Genomic DNA, 14753 nt, shown 5'->3' with positions numbered 1-14753 from the left:
GCGAAGCTACGGCCCAAGTGGTGCGCCGGGAAATATTTTCCGGCCCGCCCCGGCTATAGTACATACGAAGGCGAGCGCAGGTTTCCGTAACGCCCTCAGTTTGGCCCCGAAAGCTACCCAATAACGTTTGCGCGGTTTTTTGCTACCCCCGCCCCCGGCCCTACTTGCCGATGCAGAATTGGGTGAAAATACTCGTCAGCAGGTCATCAGATGAAATCTCGCCCGTTATCTCGCCCAGCGCGCCCAAGGCGTGGCGCAGGTCGGCGGCCAGCAACTCGGTGCCGCGCCCTTCAGTCAAGCCCTGGCGCACGGCCGCCAGGTGCTGGGCGGCCACTTCCAAGGCGCGGGCATGGCGCGCGTTGGTGACGATGGTGGCCGTGCCGGTGCCCGCCAGCCCCGCCCCCCGCACCCGCGCCAGCAGGGCCGCTTGCAGCTCCTCCAGTCCTTCGCGCCGCGCCGCCGAGATGAAAATGGGTTGGTTGCTGATTATTGGTTGTCTGGTTTCTGGTTCGTGAGTTTCGGTGGCTGGTTCCTGGTTTTCAGTCCCCGCCGTTTGCTTAATACCTGATACCTGATAAGTATTAAATGACCCCAAGTCTTGCTTATTGCCCACGGCCAGCACGGGCAGGTGGGGTAGGGTAGTGGTCAGTTCCGCGATGTCGGCCTGCACCTCGGCGGGGGTTAGCTCGGTGAGGTCGAAGAGGTAGAGCAGCAGCGCGGCCTGGCCGATACGCTCGCGGGTACGGCGCACGCCAATGGCCTCCACCTCGTCGGCGGGGTTATCGCGCAGGCCGGCCGTGTCCACGAACCGGAACCGCAGTCCTTCGATAATTACTTCATCCTCAATAAAGTCGCGGGTGGTGCCCGGCGTGGCCGATACGATGGCGCGCTCCTCGCGCAGCAGCGCGTTGAGCAGCGTGGACTTACCGGCGTTGGGCCGCCCGGCAATCACGGTCGTGATGCCGTGCTTAATTACATTACCCAGCTCAAACGAGCGCAGCAGCCCGGTTACTACCCCCTCCACTTCGGCCAGCAGCCGCGCCAGCCCCGTGCGGTCGGCAAATTCCACGTCTTCCTCGCCAAAATCCAGCTCCAATTCTAATAAAGCCGCGAACTTGATGAGCTGCGCCCGCAGCTCGCGCAATTCATCCGAAAAGCCGCCCCGCAGCTGGTTCAGGGCCACTTGGTGCGAGAGCGCCGAGTCGGCGGCGATGAGGTCGGCCACGGCTTCGGCCTGGGCCAAATCGAGCGCGCCGTTGAGGAAGGCGCGCTTGGTGAACTCGCCGGCTTCGGCCAGGCGCGCGCCCTGGCGCAGCAGCGCCGCCAGAATCTGGCTGGCCACGTAGTCGGAGCCGTGGCCGGATATTTCCACCACGTCCTCGCGGGTGTAGGAGCGCGGGGCGCGGTAGAGCGCCACCACCACCTCATCGAGCACCCGGCCGGTGCCGGGCTCACGCAGCGTGCCGTAGTGCAGGGTGTGGCCGGGCTGGTCGGCCAGGTTCTTCTTGGAAAAAAGCGCTTGGGTAATGGCAATAGCCTCGGAACCCGATAGACGCACTACCGCCAGCGCGCCCGCGCCCGGCGGTGTGGAGAGGGCCACCACCGTAGGCCACTGATTAGCACGGATTTTAGCGGGTTTCACAGATTTTGGGGACGATTGGGGATAGGGGATGCTAGGCCGGGTTGGGGGCGGCCGGCGGGGGTAGGGCGGCCGGCGGGGGCTTTTGCCGGGGGGCGAAGGTAGCGGCCGGCGGCGCGGTGGGGGGTAGGGCCGGGGGCAGCCAGGTGGGGCGGCGGGGCGTAAGTTTAAGCCCGCCCGCGCCGAAAAAGCTTCGCGCCCGCGCCTCCTTCGCGCATGAAAACTCCCGTTGATTCCCGCCCGCACCTGCTCATCTTTGCCCGCGAGCCGGTGCTGGGGCGCGTCAAAACCCGCCTGGCCGTCGGCATTGGGGCCGCGGCGGCCCTGGCCGTGTACCGCGAGCTGCTGGCTCTCACGGCCGCCGCCGTGGCCGCCGCCCAGGTGCCGGCCACCGTGTGGCTGGCCGAGGCCCCGGCCGAGATGACCGCCGACGAGGCCCTACCCCGCCCCGAATGGCCCGGCCTACCCTGGCGCGTGCAGCCGCCCGCCGACTCACTGGGCGCGCGCATGGCCCACGCCTGCGGCGCAGCGTTTGGGGCCGGGGCGGGGCGGGCCGTCATCATCGGCACCGACTGCCCCGGCCTGAGCGCGGCGCTGCTCACGCGGGCGTTCGAGGAGCTATTGACCCACGACGTAGTACTCGGCCCGGCTGATGATGGCGGCTATTACTTATTAGGAATGAATAAGTTAGAAGTCGAGTTATTTCAGAATAAAAGCTGGAGCACCGCCACCGTGCTGCCCGATACCCTGGCCGATACCGCCCGCCTGGGCCTGCGCGTGGCCCTGCTACCCACCCTGCACGACGTAGATTCGGTACAGGACCTGGCCACCTGGCGCGCGGCCAAAAGCCAGGCGTGAGCCAGCTTTCCAGGCACGTGCCGTAGCGCATGAGCAAGGCTTTAAACTCATCAAGCCAAGCGTTCAGCTGCGCCATAACCAGCCGGCGCGGTAGCGTTCGGGGGCTGGGGGCTATCGTTGCAGCTTCAGGTTTTTTGCAGCGAGCCAACGTGCCGATACGTGTTGATGAGCACGCCCGTGGACGTAACCTGCGTGCTAACGAAGGCGAGTTCGCGCGGGTCGGCACTGTCCGAAAAAAAGCGTTTGCCCCGGCCCAGCAAGACCGGGTAGACCAGCAGCAGCACCTCATCGACTAATCCCTGGTCGAGCAACACGGACGTCAGCGTGGAACTCCCCCAAACAATCAGGTCGGGGCCATCCGTTGCCTTAACGCCGCGAATACCCGCTAGAATATCCGCGCCTAAGTCCCCGACCGGGCCCCATTGGAGGCTGTCCGGCCGGTGGGTCACGACGTATTTCGTTGCCGCGTTCAGCCCGTCTGCCATCGGGCTATTCCCGGCTTTCGGCCAGAAGTCGGCCCAGGCATCGTAGGTGCGGCGGCCCAGCAGCAAATCGAAGTTGCTGCCCTGCGCCTCGAAAACGGCCGCTAACCCAGCCGGCGTGCGATAGGGATTCGTCCAGTTGCCATGCGCAAAGCTTTCGCCGTCTTCGTGCTGAATCACGCCGTCCAGGGAGATGTGTTCCATGATTCTGAGCTTTCTCATGTTGTTGGCTGCTAATTGAATAGTTGCGCAAGGTTACAACGGATGGCTCACCCGCATAAGGGGCAACCGTGATAAACAGGAGGACCTGATGCGACCATCCGTAGTTGTTTTTCAGCCTGTGCCACGCACTTCCTGAATAGCTTCAAATTAAAGAACTGACCGCCAATTTTTTAACTATACAGGTCACTGGTGCCAAATTGGAAACTACCGTTAAGGTTTGGCGTGCGTAAGGGGGGTAGAGCAACCAGCAGGGGCCGCGTCCGCGTATCTAAAATCGATGACTACCTGCTCCTTTGTCCGGTGGCTGGGGGGCGCACTGCTGCTGGCGGGCCTGGTGGCCGCCTGCCGCAGCCGCCCCGCCGCCCCGCCCACCACCAGCCGGCTCTACTCAGCCATGCTTAAGAGCTTACTCAAGGGCACCGTGCCCTTCGTGAGCGTAGCCCAGCTCAGGCACCAGCCCACGCCCGTGCTGCTCGACACCCGTGCGCCCACCGAGTTCGCCGTCAGTCACTTGCGCGGGGCGCGGTGGGTGGGCTACGACGAGTTTTCGCTGGCCGAAGTGCGTGATATTTCGAAGGATACGCCCATCGTGGTATATTGCTCAGTGGGCGTGCGCAGCGAGCAAATCGGGGCCAGGCTGCGGCAGGCCGGCTATACCCACGTGCGCAACCTCTACGGCGGTATTTTCGAGTGGGTGAATGAAGGCCAGCCGGTTTTTACGGCCTCTAATCAGCCCACCGATAGCGTGCACGCCTACTCGCCCGCCTGGGGCATCTGGCTCCAGCGCGGCCAGAAAGTGTATTAAGCTATTGGCTGCCAGTTTTTATGGCTCTACTGCTCCAGCCGGATAATAAAGTTCTTCAGCGGGTTCTTTTTAATGAGGGTAATCAGCTGGCCGTTAGCGTACTGGTATTCGTCCTCGCGGCCGTCGCGCACAGCCTGCCAGGCCCCGTTTTCCCCCTGGCTCAGGGTGAAGAAGTCGCCGAAGTACTCGGCGAAGGCCCGCGCCTGCCCGGCTGGCGGCTCGCCAAAAAACATGTTGGTCACGGCGTAGCGGATGGGCTGCGTTTCGGTACCCCGGTAGTGGTATTTATACTGGTCGGCCACGATGGCGTAGTGGTCGCCGAGCCATTCGGCCCGCGAGGCAAAATCGCCTTGGTTGGTGTGCGCCGCCACGGTCGAGAGCAGCAGCTGCCCGTTGCGGAAGTGGTTGATTACCTGGTAGTAAATGCGCAGGTGGTAGAACAGGAAATTCACCCGCACGTCGCTCACCAGCGAGTAGGTCACGTCGGAGCTGCCGGCCGGGGCCTGGCGCGTGGCCGTCATCGTGCCCACCCGCAAGCCCGCCACCTCGATGCCGTAGCGCCGCACCTCGGCCGCCGGGGGCGCTTGCGCCCGCGCGGCCAGGGGTAGGGCGAGGAGGAAGAATAAGGGGGATAGACGCATGAGCGTGAAGAAGTTAGGAATAGGAAAGAGCGGCCCGCGGCGGTTTATTCTCTTCTACTGCGTATTTAATCCCCAATTATAATCGAGGTAAGAAATTTTCGTAGCCCCGTCAATCTGGACGATGGAGTAGCGGTTGACCCACTGCACCACCGACTGGCCATTTTGCTCCCAATCGCCCTTATACCAGTCGAAATACTTCGAGAGTTGAGCCGCCGGCCTGCTGATTTTGTTCTTGGCCGGGTTGTTCAGAAAATCGTGGCCCTGGTCGGCGAGCTGGGCATCGAGCTGGGCGGCAGTATAGGCTTCGTTGCGGAGTCGGGGGCAGGAAAGCGAGGCGCACACCAGCGCGAAGTGAATGCGCGGGTCCTCAAACTGCTGGCGCAGCATGCCGTGCTCGATATTATCGAGGCTCATTGGCTGGCTGCCGATGCGGAAAAACTTATCCGCCCAGGGCGTAGTCAGAAACGGAATCTGAATGCGCGGCCCGATGTCCTTGATACTTTTTACCGGGTAGTGGTTGAGGATGAGGCGGATAGTATAGGCGTTATAAGCGTTTATCCAGTACGCCAGCTGGTCGTTGCGCGACCAGTTGGCGGCGGGCGGGTTCTGGCTCAGCAGCGCCAGGTACTGGTTGAAGGCGGCCTCGTCGGCCCGGAAGCCGGGGTAGTCCACGAGGCCCTGGGCGCTCACGTGCCGGCGCAGCAGCTGGTCGTAGGCCCCGTGGCTGATGAGCGCGCGGCTGGCGGTGTAGGGCAGGGTAGGGGCCGACTGGAGGTGCCAGGCCACCCCGGCTAAGGCGGCGAGCGTGCCGGCGGCCAGAGCCACTATGGCGGAGGTTTTCATAAATTTGCCCATCGGCAGCACATACGGGAAACGGAACTGGAAAAGATGCTGCCCGGCAAACTACCCGCGCCAGCGGCTTCGTATAGCCTTGCGCCGCCTTCCCTACCCATGCTCAGCGTCATCATCCCCACCTACAACGAAGCCGCCAACATCGGCCGCCTGGTGGCCGACCTGCGCCGCCACGCCCCCGCCGCCGCCGTGGAAATACTGGTGGTGGATGCCGGCAGCCCCGACGGCACTGCCGCCGCCGCCCGCGCCGCCGGGGCCACCGTGCTGGCCGCCCCCCGGCCCGGCCGCGCCGCCCAAATGAATTACGGAGCCCAGCAGGCGCGCGGCGCGGTGCTCTACTTCGTGCACGCCGACGTGGGCATTCACCCCGACTACGCGGCCACCATCGCGGCGGCCGTGGCCCAGGGCTACGCCGCCGGCTGCTACCGCTTCCGGTTCGACTCGCGCCACCCGCTGCTGCGCCTCAACAGCTACGGTACTCGTTTTAAGGGCATTATGAGCCGGGGCGGCGACCAGACCCTGTTCGTGACGCGGGCGCTGTTTGCGCAGTTAGGCGGCTTCAACGAGCGGTTCGTTATTATGGAGGACTTCGAGATTATCCAGCGCATTCGCCGGCTCAGCCCGTTCCTCATCGTGCCGCAGGAGGTCGTCGTGTCGGCCCGCAAGTACGAAACCAACGGCTGGCTGCGCGTGCAGCTGGCTAATTTGACGGCCTTTTCGATGTTCTTTCTCAAGGTGCCGCCGCCGCGCATTGCGCGCACCTACAAGGCCCTGCTCAACTACCGCTGATGCTGCCCCGCGTCCTCGTAACGGGTGCCAACGGCTTTCTGGGCCGCCACCTCGTGGCTGAGCTGCTGCGGCGCGGCTACCCCGTGCGGGCGCTGGTGCGGCCGGGCAGCGCGGCCAGCCCGGCCCTACCCCCCCTGCGCTCGCTGCCCATCGAGGTGTGCGAAGTGGATTTGGCCCGCGTAGTACGCAAGGGCGAGTTGGCCGCCGCTATTGACGGCTGCGGGGCCATTATTCACGCCGCCGCGCTGGCTCAAGTGAACCCCGCCCGTAATAGTGCCGTGTGGGCTGCCAACCTGGGCGGTACCGAGCAGGCGCTGCGCTTAGCGCGCCAGGCGGGGATAGGGCGCTTCGTGTACGTGGGCACGGCCAACGTCTTCGGCTTTGGCCCAAAAAACCGGCCCGGCGACGAAACCCGGCCCTACACCGGCCGCCGCTACAAGCTTGATTACATGGATAGCAAGCGCGCCGCTACCAGCCGCGTGCTGGCCGCCGTGGCCCGCGAGCAGCTGCCCGCCGTGCTGGTGCACCCCACGTTTATGCTCGGCCCCGGCGATGCGCGCCCCACCTCCGGCGCGCTGCTGCTGGAGCTATACCGGGGCCGCCTGCCCGGCTACCCGCTGGGCGGCAAAAACTACGTGCACGTGCGCGACGTGGCCGTGGCCACCGTCAACGCCCTCACCCTGGGCCGGGTGGGCGAGTCGTACATTTTGGGCAATGAAAACCTGAGCTACCGCGAAGCCTTCGCCCTGCTGGCCAAAGTACTAGGGGTAGGGCCGCCGCGCTGGCCGGTGCCGCCGCCGCTGGCTAATTTTTATGGCGTACTCTGCGACCTCCAAGCCCGCCTCACCGGCCGCCCCGCCCAGCTAAACGCCGCAATGGCGGCCGTGGCCAACGATGGCCATTACTTCACCCCCCACAAAGCCCGCACCGAATTGACCCTGCCCCAAACTTCCACTCAGCAAGCCGCCAGCGAGGCGTTTGCCTGGTTTAAAGCCCACGGCTATGTCGGGTAATAAAGCCGGGCCGCTGGCGGGCCAGGTGGTTCTGATTACCGGCTCCGAGTCGGGCATTGGCCGGGCCACGGCGCGGGCCTTCTGCCAGCAGGGTGCGGCCGTGGTGCTCAACGGCCGCCAGGCCGCGCGCCTCGAAGCCACCCGCCAGGCCCTGGCCGCCGAGGGCTACCAGGTGGCCGCCTGCCTGGCCGATGTCACCGACTACGCCGCCTGCGAGCACCTGGTAGCCACGGCCATCGCCCAGTTTGGCCGGCTCGACATCCTCATCACCAACGCCAGCATTTCGATGCGCGCCTACTTCCGCGACCTCGCGCCCGAGGTGTTCCGGCAGGTGCTCGATAGTAACGTCTACGGCTCGGTGTACCCACTCAAGGCGGCCCTACCCCACCTGCTAGCCGCCAGAGGCAGTGTCACGTTCATTTCCTCCATCTCGGCCCTGAACGGGATGCCCAGCGGCTCGGCCTACTGCGCCGGCAAGGCGGCCCTGGCCAACCTCGCCCACACCCTGCGCCTGGAGCTGGCCACCACCGGCGTGCACGTCGGGGTGGTGCACATCGGCTTCACCCAGAACGACCCCGATAAGCGCGTGCTCGACGCGGCCGGCCGGCCCGTGCCCATTGCGCACCGCCCCCTGCGCTGGCAAAAATCACAGGCCCAAGTGGCGGCCATCATCCTGCGGCACGTGCGGCGGCGGCGGCGGCGCACGGTCATCTCGGCCCTGGGCCGGCTCATTCTGGTGGTGCACGCTCTATTGCCCCGCCTCGGCGATTGGGTGGTGCTCACCAGCCAGCGCCGCCTGCGCCGGCTCTACGAGTAAGCGCCGCGCTACTCCGCAGTTACGAAAAGATTGCGACCTACTTCGGCCGAGATGAGCACGGTCTGCGCGTCATTTATACGTACCTCCAGCGAGCGGTCGAAGGTTACGATTTCCAGCACCCGCACCTGCGCGCCCAGCGGCAGGCCCACCTTATCGAGATACTGTAAAAAAGGGGCTGAAGTATCCTTCACGGCAGCCAGCGTGCCGCAGCCGCCTACCCCCAGCTCGGCCAGCAGGCGCTGGGCGGGGCGGCGAATGGCTCCATCCTCGGCCGGAATGGGGTCGCCGTGCGGGTCGAAAGCTGGAAATTTCAAAAAAGCATCAAGCCGGCGCATGAGCAGCGGCGACTGCACGTGTTCCAGCTCCTCGGCCACCTCGTGCACCTCATCCCAGGTAAAGCCCAGCTGCTGCACCAAAAATACCTCCCAGAGCCGGTGCTTGCGCACCGTGAGCAGCGCTACCCGCCGGCCTTCGGGCGTGAGGCGCACGCCCCGGTATTTCTCGTAGTCCAGCAGCTGCTTGTCGGCCAGCCGGCGCAGCATATCCGTCACGGAAGCGGCGCGCGTAGCAAGCGCCGCCGCAATGCGGTTGGTGCTCACATCCTGCCCCGGCTCGGCCTCAGCCAGCTTATAAATAGCTTTCAGATAATTCTCCTCGGCAACGGTCATTTATCAGTTATCAGTCAACAGTTATCAATTTTCAGGTGGCAATTATGCGGTAGTAGTGGCTGTTTATTGTGGCCAAGATGGCCAAATTCAGGCGAGATAATGACTACTGACTGATAACTGAAAAATCTCACCATTTAATCAATGCCGAAGCCCAGGTGAAGCCCGAGCCGAAGGCGGCCAGGCACAACAGGTCGCCGCGCTTGATGCGGCCTTCCTGCACGGCCTCGCTCAGGGCAATGGGGATGCTGGCGGCCGTGGTGTTGCCATAGCGCTGAATATTGCTGAAAACCTTGTCGTCGGGCAGGCCCATTTTCTGCTGCACGTACTGCGTAATGCGTAGGTTGGCCTGGTGTGGAATGAGTAGGTCGATGTCCTGCGCTTGGTAGCCGTTCTGGTCCAGCGCTTCCGTTATAACCTGCGGAAAGCGCACCACCGCGTGCTTGAACACGTTCTGGCCGTTCATGTAGGGGTAGAGGTCCTGCTCGTGGTCGAAGATGTACTGCGTCCGGTTTTCGCGGTTCGAGCTGGGCTCCTTCACGATAAGCTCCTCGGCAAACTCGCCCTGCGCGTGCAAATGGGTGCTCAGGATGCCGTGGCTTGCCTCGCGGGCGGGGCGCAGCACCACGGCACCCGCACCATCGCCAAAAATAACCGACACGGCCCGGCCCCGCGGCGTTTTGTCGAGGCCTGAGGAGTGAATTTCGGAACCCACCACCAGTACCGTATCGTACATGCCGGTACGCACAAACTGGTCGGCCACCGACAGCCCGTAGATAAAGCCCGAGCACTGGTTGCGTACGTCCAGAGCCGGCACGTTGCCGGTCATGCCCAGCTCACGCTGCATAAGCACGCCCGAGCCGGGGAAGAAGTAATCGGGTGAGAGCGTGGCGAATACGATGAGCTGCACGTCGTCCACGGTCAGGCCGGCCTGGGCCAGGGCGCGGCGGGCGGCCTCGGCCCCCATGCCGGCGGTAGTGTCCTTGCCCTCCTCAAACCAGCGCCGCTCCTGAACACCGGTACGCTCCTGAATCCAGGCATCGGAGGTAGCCATCATTTCCTCCAGCTCCGCGTTTTTGACCACGCGGGCAGGAACGTAGTGGCCAACGCCAGCAATTTCGGCGGCGCGCAAAGTGGTAGTAGCAGCCATAGAACGGGAGGGTAAGGGGTGGGAGGGGGGTAGGGCGAACGTGCGCGGTATTTAGCCTGCAAGTAAGAAAAAATTACCCGAACTAAGGCCGGGCTTGCTGCCCCGCCCCGTTCGGCTAGGTTAAAGGGGTCGCAAAGGTCGGCCCCAGGCCCAGGCTTTCCAGCAAATGCCCTAATTTTTTGCCCTCGCCCGCCCACAAAACCGGGCCGGTGGGCACGCCCGCGGGGTAAAAGCGCGCGGCCGGTAGGGCTGCTACCACGGCCGCCGCCGCCCGCGCCGGCTCGGCAAAATCGACTACCAGGCCCGCCCCATGCGCTCGCACTACGCTGGTCCAGAGTGGGTTATCAGGAATAAGAACAGGGAGGCCGTGGGCGAGGTACTCGAACAATTTAGTAGGCCGGCAGCGGGCCGTGCTGGGGTGCGGCTGGTAGGGCAGCAGGCCCAGGTGGGCGCTTCCCAGCGCGGCCACGATGCGGGCGTGCGGCACCAGTTCGGCCCCGCCCACCAGCGTGAGCCAGGCGCTTTCGGCCGCCGCCACGGCTTGCAGCTCGCGCAGCAAAGCTGGTTGTTGGCAAAAGCCGATGATGGTCAGCACCGCCCCGCCCCGCCACGTGGCTCCCAGTGCCCGCGCCAGCGATATCGCTTCCCATACCCCATTCAGCCCCGAGATGGTGCCCGAAAACAGTAGCCGCAGCGGCTCGGCGGCTGCTGGCATGGGGCGCGCCAGGGGGGGTAGGGCTTCACCGAGAGCGGGCTGGTACTTATTTTCGAGTACCAACACTCTGCTGGGGGGTAGGGCACGCAAAAAGGGTAGCTCGTCGGCGTAGCTGGCTTCGGCCAGCAGCACGGCCGCCGCCCGCCGCGCCGCCGCGCCTTCCACCCAGCGCAGGCCCGCCGCCAGCATCCGCCGCACCAGCCCGCGGTATACCCGTTGGGTACGCACGTTGAGCGCATAATTTTCGCGGATATCGTACAGAAATTCCCTGCCTCTCCCCAGCGCTCGCCACAGCAGCGTCAGCGGCAGCAGCTCCGGCGCGTGCACGATAACCAAGCCGGGCCGTAACTGCCGTAGCAAGCGCCAGTAGCGAACCTGCGCCAGCAGCCGCGCCAGGCTCAGCCGCGCGCCTTGAAAAATGGGATACTGCGTGATGCCCGCTCCCGGCTGCGCCTCCGCGCTGGCTTGCCCGGCCACAGCCACCCGCGCGCCCGCTTCAGCCAGGATGCGCGCGAACTTGCCCAGCATCCGGGTGTCGTCCACGGGCTTTAGAACGGAGGCGAGCAAAATCAAGCGAGCAGCGATTTAATTAAAAATTAGGCAACCGGAATTAATCGGGTAGAAAGGAAACAGATGCAGGCAGCCCGCGCAACGAATGCTGTTAATCTGCCCGTAAAGATGGTAGTTTTGCCCTGCTTGCCCGGTTCGTTGCCATCGGCATCGCCCGCCGCCGCGCAAACAAGCCACTACATCAGCACACTACTTAATCAGCACTTCAACCCAATGGCTACCCCCAACACCCTGCTCGACCGCTTTGCCGCCCAGGAGGCCATCGAACACGCCTGGGCCGACCGCACCCTGCTCGACCAGCCCGAAACCAAAGCCGCCATCGAGCACACCATCGAGGAGCTGGACAAAGGCCACCTGCGCGTGGCTGAGCCGTCCGCCGAGGAAGGCGGCGAGTGGACCATCAACGAGTGGGTCAAAAAGGCCGTTATCCTCTACTTCCCGCTGCGCCAGATGCACACCCAGGAGGTCGGCCCTTTCGAGTTTCACGACAAAATGGCCCTCAAGACCGACTACGCCGCCCAGAAAGTACGCGTGGTGCCGCCCGCCGTGGCCCGCTACGGGGCCTACCTGGCCCCCGGCGTTATCCTGATGCCCAGCTACACCAACATCGGCGCGCACGTGGGTGAGGGCACGATGGTGGATACCTGGGCCACCGTGGGCTCGTGCGCCCAGGTGGGCCGGCACGTGCACCTGAGCGGGGGGGTAGGGCTCGGCGGCGTGCTGGAGCCCGTGCAGGCCGCTCCCGTTATCATCGAAGACGGCGCATTTATCGGCTCGCGCTGCATCCTGGTCGAGGGCTGCCGCATTGGCAAGGAGGCCGTCATTGGTGCGGGCGTCACTATCACTGGCAGCACCAAAATCATCGACGTGACCGGCCCCGAGCCCAAGGAATATAAAGGCTACGTGCCGCCCCGCTCGGTCGTTATTCCGGGTACCATTCCCAAGCAGTTTCCGGCGGGAGAATACCAGGTGCCGTGCGCGCTGATTATCGGCCAGCGCAAGCCCAGCACCGACTTAAAAACGAGTCTGAATGACGCGCTACGGGATTTTGGGGTGAGCGTGTAGTTATAATTAGAACCATAAATGAGATTCGATATAAAATACCGGCTGTTACTCGTGAATCTACTGCTCGCTAATTTAGTGATGGTATTTCTCAGCCAGGTTTCTTGTGGTCGACATCATCAGGTCTCGGAGGCTACTTTACCAGGATTTCTATTGCTCATTAACGGCGGTTTTTTATTATTTTTCATCATTCAGCCGCCGCCCAGATTTATTCAAGTTGACAAAGAAGCGGGTATACTTACTTACTCTTTGCTCTTCCGTCAGCAACGAGTTGTACTGGATTGTAATCGGGTGTGAAGTGAGTTTACTACACGTGGCAGTCGATATGGTCCTGAAAAAGTTTGGTCTTTGTTTCTGGATGAGAAAGAGCTTTTTTGTGTGTCAATAGGCTATACAGGCTGGACTGAACGCCAATTAATAGAATTGAATAATTTGATTATTGATGCAGACTAAAAACAAAAAAGCCCGCTAATTAAGCGGGCTTTTTTATGAAGTGCAAAACAATAATTACGCTACACCTTCTTTTAATTTCTCGCCAAACAACGCTTTCACCTTATCTACTTTGGGCTTGGCTACAAACTGGCAGTAGGGCTCGTGGCCGTGCATATTAAAGTAGTTCTGATGGTAGTTCTCGGCCACGTAAAACTCCGGCGCGGCCGTGATTTCCGTTACCACGGGGTTGGGGAAAGCGTGGCCGTCGTTGAGCTTCTTTTTATACTCTTCGGCGAGCTGCTTTTGCTCGTCAGTGTTATAATAAATAACCGAGCGGTACTGCGTGCCCGTGTCGTTGCCCTGGCGGTTGAGCGTGGTCGGGTCATGGGTTTTCCAGAATATTTCCAGCAAGTCTTTGTAGGAAATAACGGCCGGGTCGAACGCAATATCAATTACTTCGGCGTGGCCAGTCATACCGCTGCACACTTCCTTGTAAGTGGGGTTTTTAATGCGGCCTCCAGCATAGCCGGAAACTACTTTTTCTACCCCCTTCAAATTCTGAAATACGGCTTCGACGCACCAAAAGCAGCCGGCCCCAAACGTTGCATGTTCCATAAAATCGCAGATTTACGCAGATTAAATTGAGTACGCTGATTTCAACGTCAGCACATTTTCCTTAACGATAATCGAGGGGGTAGCGTTCAGGTTTTACGCCCCGCGTCAGCGGCGGCTTAGTGCTGAAAGTGGCGGGCCACTACTAGGTCTTTTGAGCCGGGCGTGTACTGGTAAAAGCCTTCGCCCGACTTCAGGCCCAAACGGCCGGCCATGACCATATTCACCAGCAGCGGGCAAGGCGCATATTTGGGGTTGCCGAGGCCCTCGTGCAGCACCCGCAGGATGGCCAGGCACACGTCAAGGCCAATAAAATCGGCGAGTTGCAAGGGTCCCATCGGGTGGGCCATGCCGAGCTTCATCACGGTATCAATCTCCACCACGCCCGCTACCCCCTCAAACAGGCTGATAATGGCCTCGTTAATCATGGGCATCAGAATGCGGTTGGCCACAAAGCCAGGGTAGTCGTTGACCTCCGTGGGGGTTTTGCCGAGCTGGCGCGCCAACTCCATCACGCGCCGCGTCACGTCGTCGGAGGTAGCGTAGCCGCGAATAACTTCTACCAGCTTCATTACCGGCACGGGGTTCATAAAGTGCATCCCGATAACCTGGGCCGGGCGCTGGGTTACGGCCGCGATTTTGGTAATAGAGATGGACGACGTGTTGCTAGCCAGGATGGCTCCGGCCGGCGCGTACTTATCCAACTCGCGAAAAATCTGGAGCTTGAGGTCCACATTTTCGGTGGCGGCTTCTACCACCAGCTCAGCTTCGGCTACGCCCTCGGCCAGGCTCACGTGGGTGCACAGGCGGCCCAGGGTGGCGGCCTTGTCGTCGGCACTGAGGGTAGCCTTGGCTACCTGCCGGTCCAGGTTTTTGGTAATGGTGGCCAAGCCTCGGTCAAGGGCTGGCTGGTTGACATCGATGAGCGAAACGGCAAAGCCGTGCTGGGCAAAAACGTGGGCAATACCATTGCCCATCGTACCCGAGCCGATAACGGCAACGTGCATAGGGTGGGAGAAAAAGAGGGGGTAAGAGAATCGCGGGCCGGCGGGCCGCCAGCGCCCCGCAAAGCTACCCAAGCCAGCAAGTAATTGCCCTAGCGCGAATTCTTTTAACGCTCGTTCATCTTTTTCCCGCCCGCCCCGTACAAAGCCCTAGCAAGCCGGAAAGGTTTGTTTCAACCTCCCACCTCTCTTCTTTCTCTGTCACTCATGGGTAATCTGCTGTACATCATCGCCGTTATTCTCATCATCATTTGGGCGCTGGGTTTCTTCGGCGTTTTGGGCGCGGGCATCGCGGGCAATAGCCTGATACATATTCTGCTGGTAATTGCCATTATTGCCATCCTGCTACGGGTTATCAGCGGCCGCAACCCGGTGTAGCTTCTCTCTGGTAACTTACTAAGTAAGCACTAAAAAGCCCCTCCCGT

At 62.4% G+C, this 14753-nt stretch carries 17 protein-coding genes; 8 read left to right on the top strand and 9 right to left on the bottom strand.

Features of this window, described 5'->3' with window-relative positions:
• Window positions 1-160 precede the first annotated feature (160 nt).
• Window positions 161-1642, bottom strand: coding sequence for a tRNA uridine-5-carboxymethylaminomethyl(34) synthesis GTPase MnmE (gene mnmE, locus LC531_RS08320; protein ID WP_223649842.1), 1482 nt, complete (start codon window positions 1640-1642; stop codon window positions 161-163).
• Window positions 1643-1855: 213 nt separating this feature from the next.
• On the opposite strand from mnmE, the gene LC531_RS08315 reads away from it, so the two are divergent.
• Window positions 1856-2497 carry a TIGR04282 family arsenosugar biosynthesis glycosyltransferase gene (locus LC531_RS08315; RefSeq protein ID WP_223649841.1) on the top strand — a complete coding sequence of 214 codons (642 nt, stop codon included), beginning with the start codon at window positions 1856-1858 and terminating at the stop codon, window positions 2495-2497.
• Between the two features lie 125 nt (window positions 2498-2622).
• On the opposite strand, the gene LC531_RS08310 is transcribed toward LC531_RS08315, so the two are convergent.
• The gene (locus LC531_RS08310) at window positions 2623-3183 is read right to left on the bottom strand and encodes a dihydrofolate reductase family protein (protein ID WP_223649840.1); all 561 of its coding nucleotides are present in this window, start codon (window positions 3181-3183) and stop codon (window positions 2623-2625) included.
• 295 nt (window positions 3184-3478) lie between these two features.
• On the opposite strand from LC531_RS08310, the gene LC531_RS08305 reads away from it, so the two are divergent.
• On the top strand, window positions 3479-4006 hold the full coding sequence (locus LC531_RS08305) for a rhodanese-like domain-containing protein (RefSeq protein WP_223649839.1): 528 nt from the start codon (window positions 3479-3481) through the stop codon (window positions 4004-4006).
• A gap of 26 nt (window positions 4007-4032) precedes the next feature.
• Here LC531_RS08305 and LC531_RS08300 read toward each other — a convergent pair whose 3' ends face one another.
• Window positions 4033-4647 (bottom strand): DUF6134 family protein, encoded by a 615-nt coding sequence (locus LC531_RS08300; RefSeq protein ID WP_223649838.1) that lies wholly within the window; start codon window positions 4645-4647, stop codon window positions 4033-4035.
• A gap of 54 nt (window positions 4648-4701) precedes the next feature.
• The gene (locus tag LC531_RS08295; protein ID WP_223649837.1) at window positions 4702-5490 is read right to left on the bottom strand and encodes a DUF547 domain-containing protein; all 789 of its coding nucleotides are present in this window, start codon (window positions 5488-5490) and stop codon (window positions 4702-4704) included.
• Between the two features lie 45 nt (window positions 5491-5535).
• Between LC531_RS08295 and LC531_RS08290 the strand changes: the two genes are divergently transcribed.
• From LC531_RS08290 to LC531_RS08280, 3 genes are read left to right on the top strand one after another with little or no spacing between them, the layout of a single operon-like run.
• Window positions 5536-6288: a TIGR04283 family arsenosugar biosynthesis glycosyltransferase gene (locus tag LC531_RS08290; RefSeq protein ID WP_416138968.1), complete on the top strand. Its 753-nt coding sequence runs from the start codon at window positions 5536-5538 to the stop codon at window positions 6286-6288.
• The gene (locus LC531_RS08285; protein WP_223649836.1) at window positions 6288-7301 is read left to right on the top strand and encodes an NAD-dependent epimerase/dehydratase family protein; all 1014 of its coding nucleotides are present in this window, start codon (window positions 6288-6290) and stop codon (window positions 7299-7301) included. Before LC531_RS08290 ends, LC531_RS08285 begins: the two co-directional genes overlap by 1 nt.
• Entirely contained in the window at window positions 7291-8118 is an 828-nt protein-coding gene (locus tag LC531_RS08280; RefSeq protein ID WP_223649835.1) for an SDR family oxidoreductase, read from the top strand. Before LC531_RS08285 ends, LC531_RS08280 begins: the two co-directional genes overlap by 11 nt.
• A gap of 8 nt (window positions 8119-8126) precedes the next feature.
• Here the strand turns inward: LC531_RS08280 and LC531_RS08275 are convergent, their stop codons facing one another.
• The 3 genes from LC531_RS08275 to LC531_RS08265 all read right to left on the bottom strand — a co-directional run bounded on the left by LC531_RS08275 (window position 8127) and on the right by LC531_RS08265 (window position 11215).
• Complete coding sequence (locus LC531_RS08275) at window positions 8127-8786, bottom strand: metal-dependent transcriptional regulator (protein WP_223649834.1); 660 nt, start codon at window positions 8784-8786, stop codon at window positions 8127-8129.
• Between the two features lie 127 nt (window positions 8787-8913).
• Window positions 8914-9933 carry a 3-oxoacyl-ACP synthase III family protein gene (locus LC531_RS08270; protein ID WP_223649833.1) on the bottom strand — a complete coding sequence of 340 codons (1020 nt, stop codon included), beginning with the start codon at window positions 9931-9933 and terminating at the stop codon, window positions 8914-8916.
• A 115-nt stretch (window positions 9934-10048) separates the two neighbouring features.
• Window positions 10049-11215, bottom strand: a complete 1167-nt coding sequence (locus LC531_RS08265) for a glycosyltransferase family protein (protein WP_223649832.1) — start codon at window positions 11213-11215, stop codon at window positions 10049-10051.
• A 216-nt stretch (window positions 11216-11431) separates the two neighbouring features.
• Here LC531_RS08265 and LC531_RS08260 point away from each other — a divergent pair, with 216 nt between their 5' ends.
• Window positions 11432-12283 carry a 2,3,4,5-tetrahydropyridine-2,6-dicarboxylate N-succinyltransferase gene (locus LC531_RS08260; protein ID WP_223653891.1) on the top strand — a complete coding sequence of 284 codons (852 nt, stop codon included), beginning with the start codon at window positions 11432-11434 and terminating at the stop codon, window positions 12281-12283.
• A gap of 51 nt (window positions 12284-12334) precedes the next feature.
• Complete coding sequence (locus LC531_RS08255) at window positions 12335-12577, top strand: hypothetical protein (RefSeq protein WP_223649831.1); 243 nt, start codon at window positions 12335-12337, stop codon at window positions 12575-12577.
• 210 nt (window positions 12578-12787) lie between these two features.
• Here LC531_RS08255 and msrA read toward each other — a convergent pair whose 3' ends face one another.
• Both msrA and LC531_RS08245 read right to left on the bottom strand, forming a co-directional pair.
• Window positions 12788-13327 (bottom strand): peptide-methionine (S)-S-oxide reductase MsrA, encoded by a 540-nt coding sequence (msrA, locus tag LC531_RS08250; protein WP_223649830.1) that lies wholly within the window; start codon window positions 13325-13327, stop codon window positions 12788-12790.
• A 116-nt stretch (window positions 13328-13443) separates the two neighbouring features.
• Window positions 13444-14331: a 3-hydroxybutyryl-CoA dehydrogenase gene (locus tag LC531_RS08245; protein ID WP_223649829.1), complete on the bottom strand. Its 888-nt coding sequence runs from the start codon at window positions 14329-14331 to the stop codon at window positions 13444-13446.
• Between the two features lie 204 nt (window positions 14332-14535).
• On the opposite strand from LC531_RS08245, the gene LC531_RS08240 reads away from it, so the two are divergent.
• A complete protein-coding gene (locus LC531_RS08240) occupies window positions 14536-14706 on the top strand; it encodes a lmo0937 family membrane protein (protein ID WP_223649828.1) in 171 nt (56 codons plus the stop codon).
• Window positions 14707-14753: the final 47 nt, after the last annotated feature.

It is taken from the genome of Hymenobacter psoromatis (assembly GCF_020012125.1).
Classification (GTDB): Bacteria; Bacteroidota; Bacteroidia; order Cytophagales; family Hymenobacteraceae; genus Hymenobacter; species Hymenobacter psoromatis.
This window is presented reverse-complemented; position numbering and strand designations above follow the sequence as displayed.

Excerpts from the sequence above, each read along its gene's own strand:
- LC531_RS08245 (WP_223649829.1), bottom strand. The coding sequence starts at position 14,331 with ATGCACGTTGCCGTTATCGGCTCGGGTACGATGGGCAATGGTATTGCC.
- msrA (WP_223649830.1), bottom strand. The coding sequence starts at position 13,327 with ATGGAACATGCAACGTTTGGGGCCGGCTGCTTTTGGTGCGTCGAAGCC.
- LC531_RS08295 (WP_223649837.1), bottom strand. The coding sequence starts at position 5,490 with ATGAAAACCTCCGCCATAGTGGCTCTGGCCGCCGGCACGCTCGCCGCC.
- LC531_RS08275 (WP_223649834.1), bottom strand. The coding sequence starts at position 8,786 with ATGACCGTTGCCGAGGAGAATTATCTGAAAGCTATTTATAAGCTGGCT.
- LC531_RS08280 (WP_223649835.1), top strand. The coding sequence starts at position 7,291 with ATGTCGGGTAATAAAGCCGGGCCGCTGGCGGGCCAGGTGGTTCTGATT.
- LC531_RS08260 (WP_223653891.1), top strand. The coding sequence starts at position 11,432 with ATGGCTACCCCCAACACCCTGCTCGACCGCTTTGCCGCCCAGGAGGCC.
- LC531_RS08290 (WP_416138968.1), top strand. The coding sequence starts at position 5,536 with ATGCTGCCCGGCAAACTACCCGCGCCAGCGGCTTCGTATAGCCTTGCG.
- LC531_RS08240 (WP_223649828.1), top strand. The coding sequence starts at position 14,536 with ATGGGTAATCTGCTGTACATCATCGCCGTTATTCTCATCATCATTTGG.
- LC531_RS08285 (WP_223649836.1), top strand. The coding sequence starts at position 6,288 with ATGCTGCCCCGCGTCCTCGTAACGGGTGCCAACGGCTTTCTGGGCCGC.
- LC531_RS08305 (WP_223649839.1), top strand. The coding sequence starts at position 3,479 with ATGACTACCTGCTCCTTTGTCCGGTGGCTGGGGGGCGCACTGCTGCTG.
- LC531_RS08270 (WP_223649833.1), bottom strand. The coding sequence starts at position 9,933 with ATGGCTGCTACTACCACTTTGCGCGCCGCCGAAATTGCTGGCGTTGGC.
- LC531_RS08310 (WP_223649840.1), bottom strand. The coding sequence starts at position 3,183 with ATGGAACACATCTCCCTGGACGGCGTGATTCAGCACGAAGACGGCGAA.
- LC531_RS08300 (WP_223649838.1), bottom strand. The coding sequence starts at position 4,647 with ATGCGTCTATCCCCCTTATTCTTCCTCCTCGCCCTACCCCTGGCCGCG.
- LC531_RS08315 (WP_223649841.1), top strand. The coding sequence starts at position 1,856 with ATGAAAACTCCCGTTGATTCCCGCCCGCACCTGCTCATCTTTGCCCGC.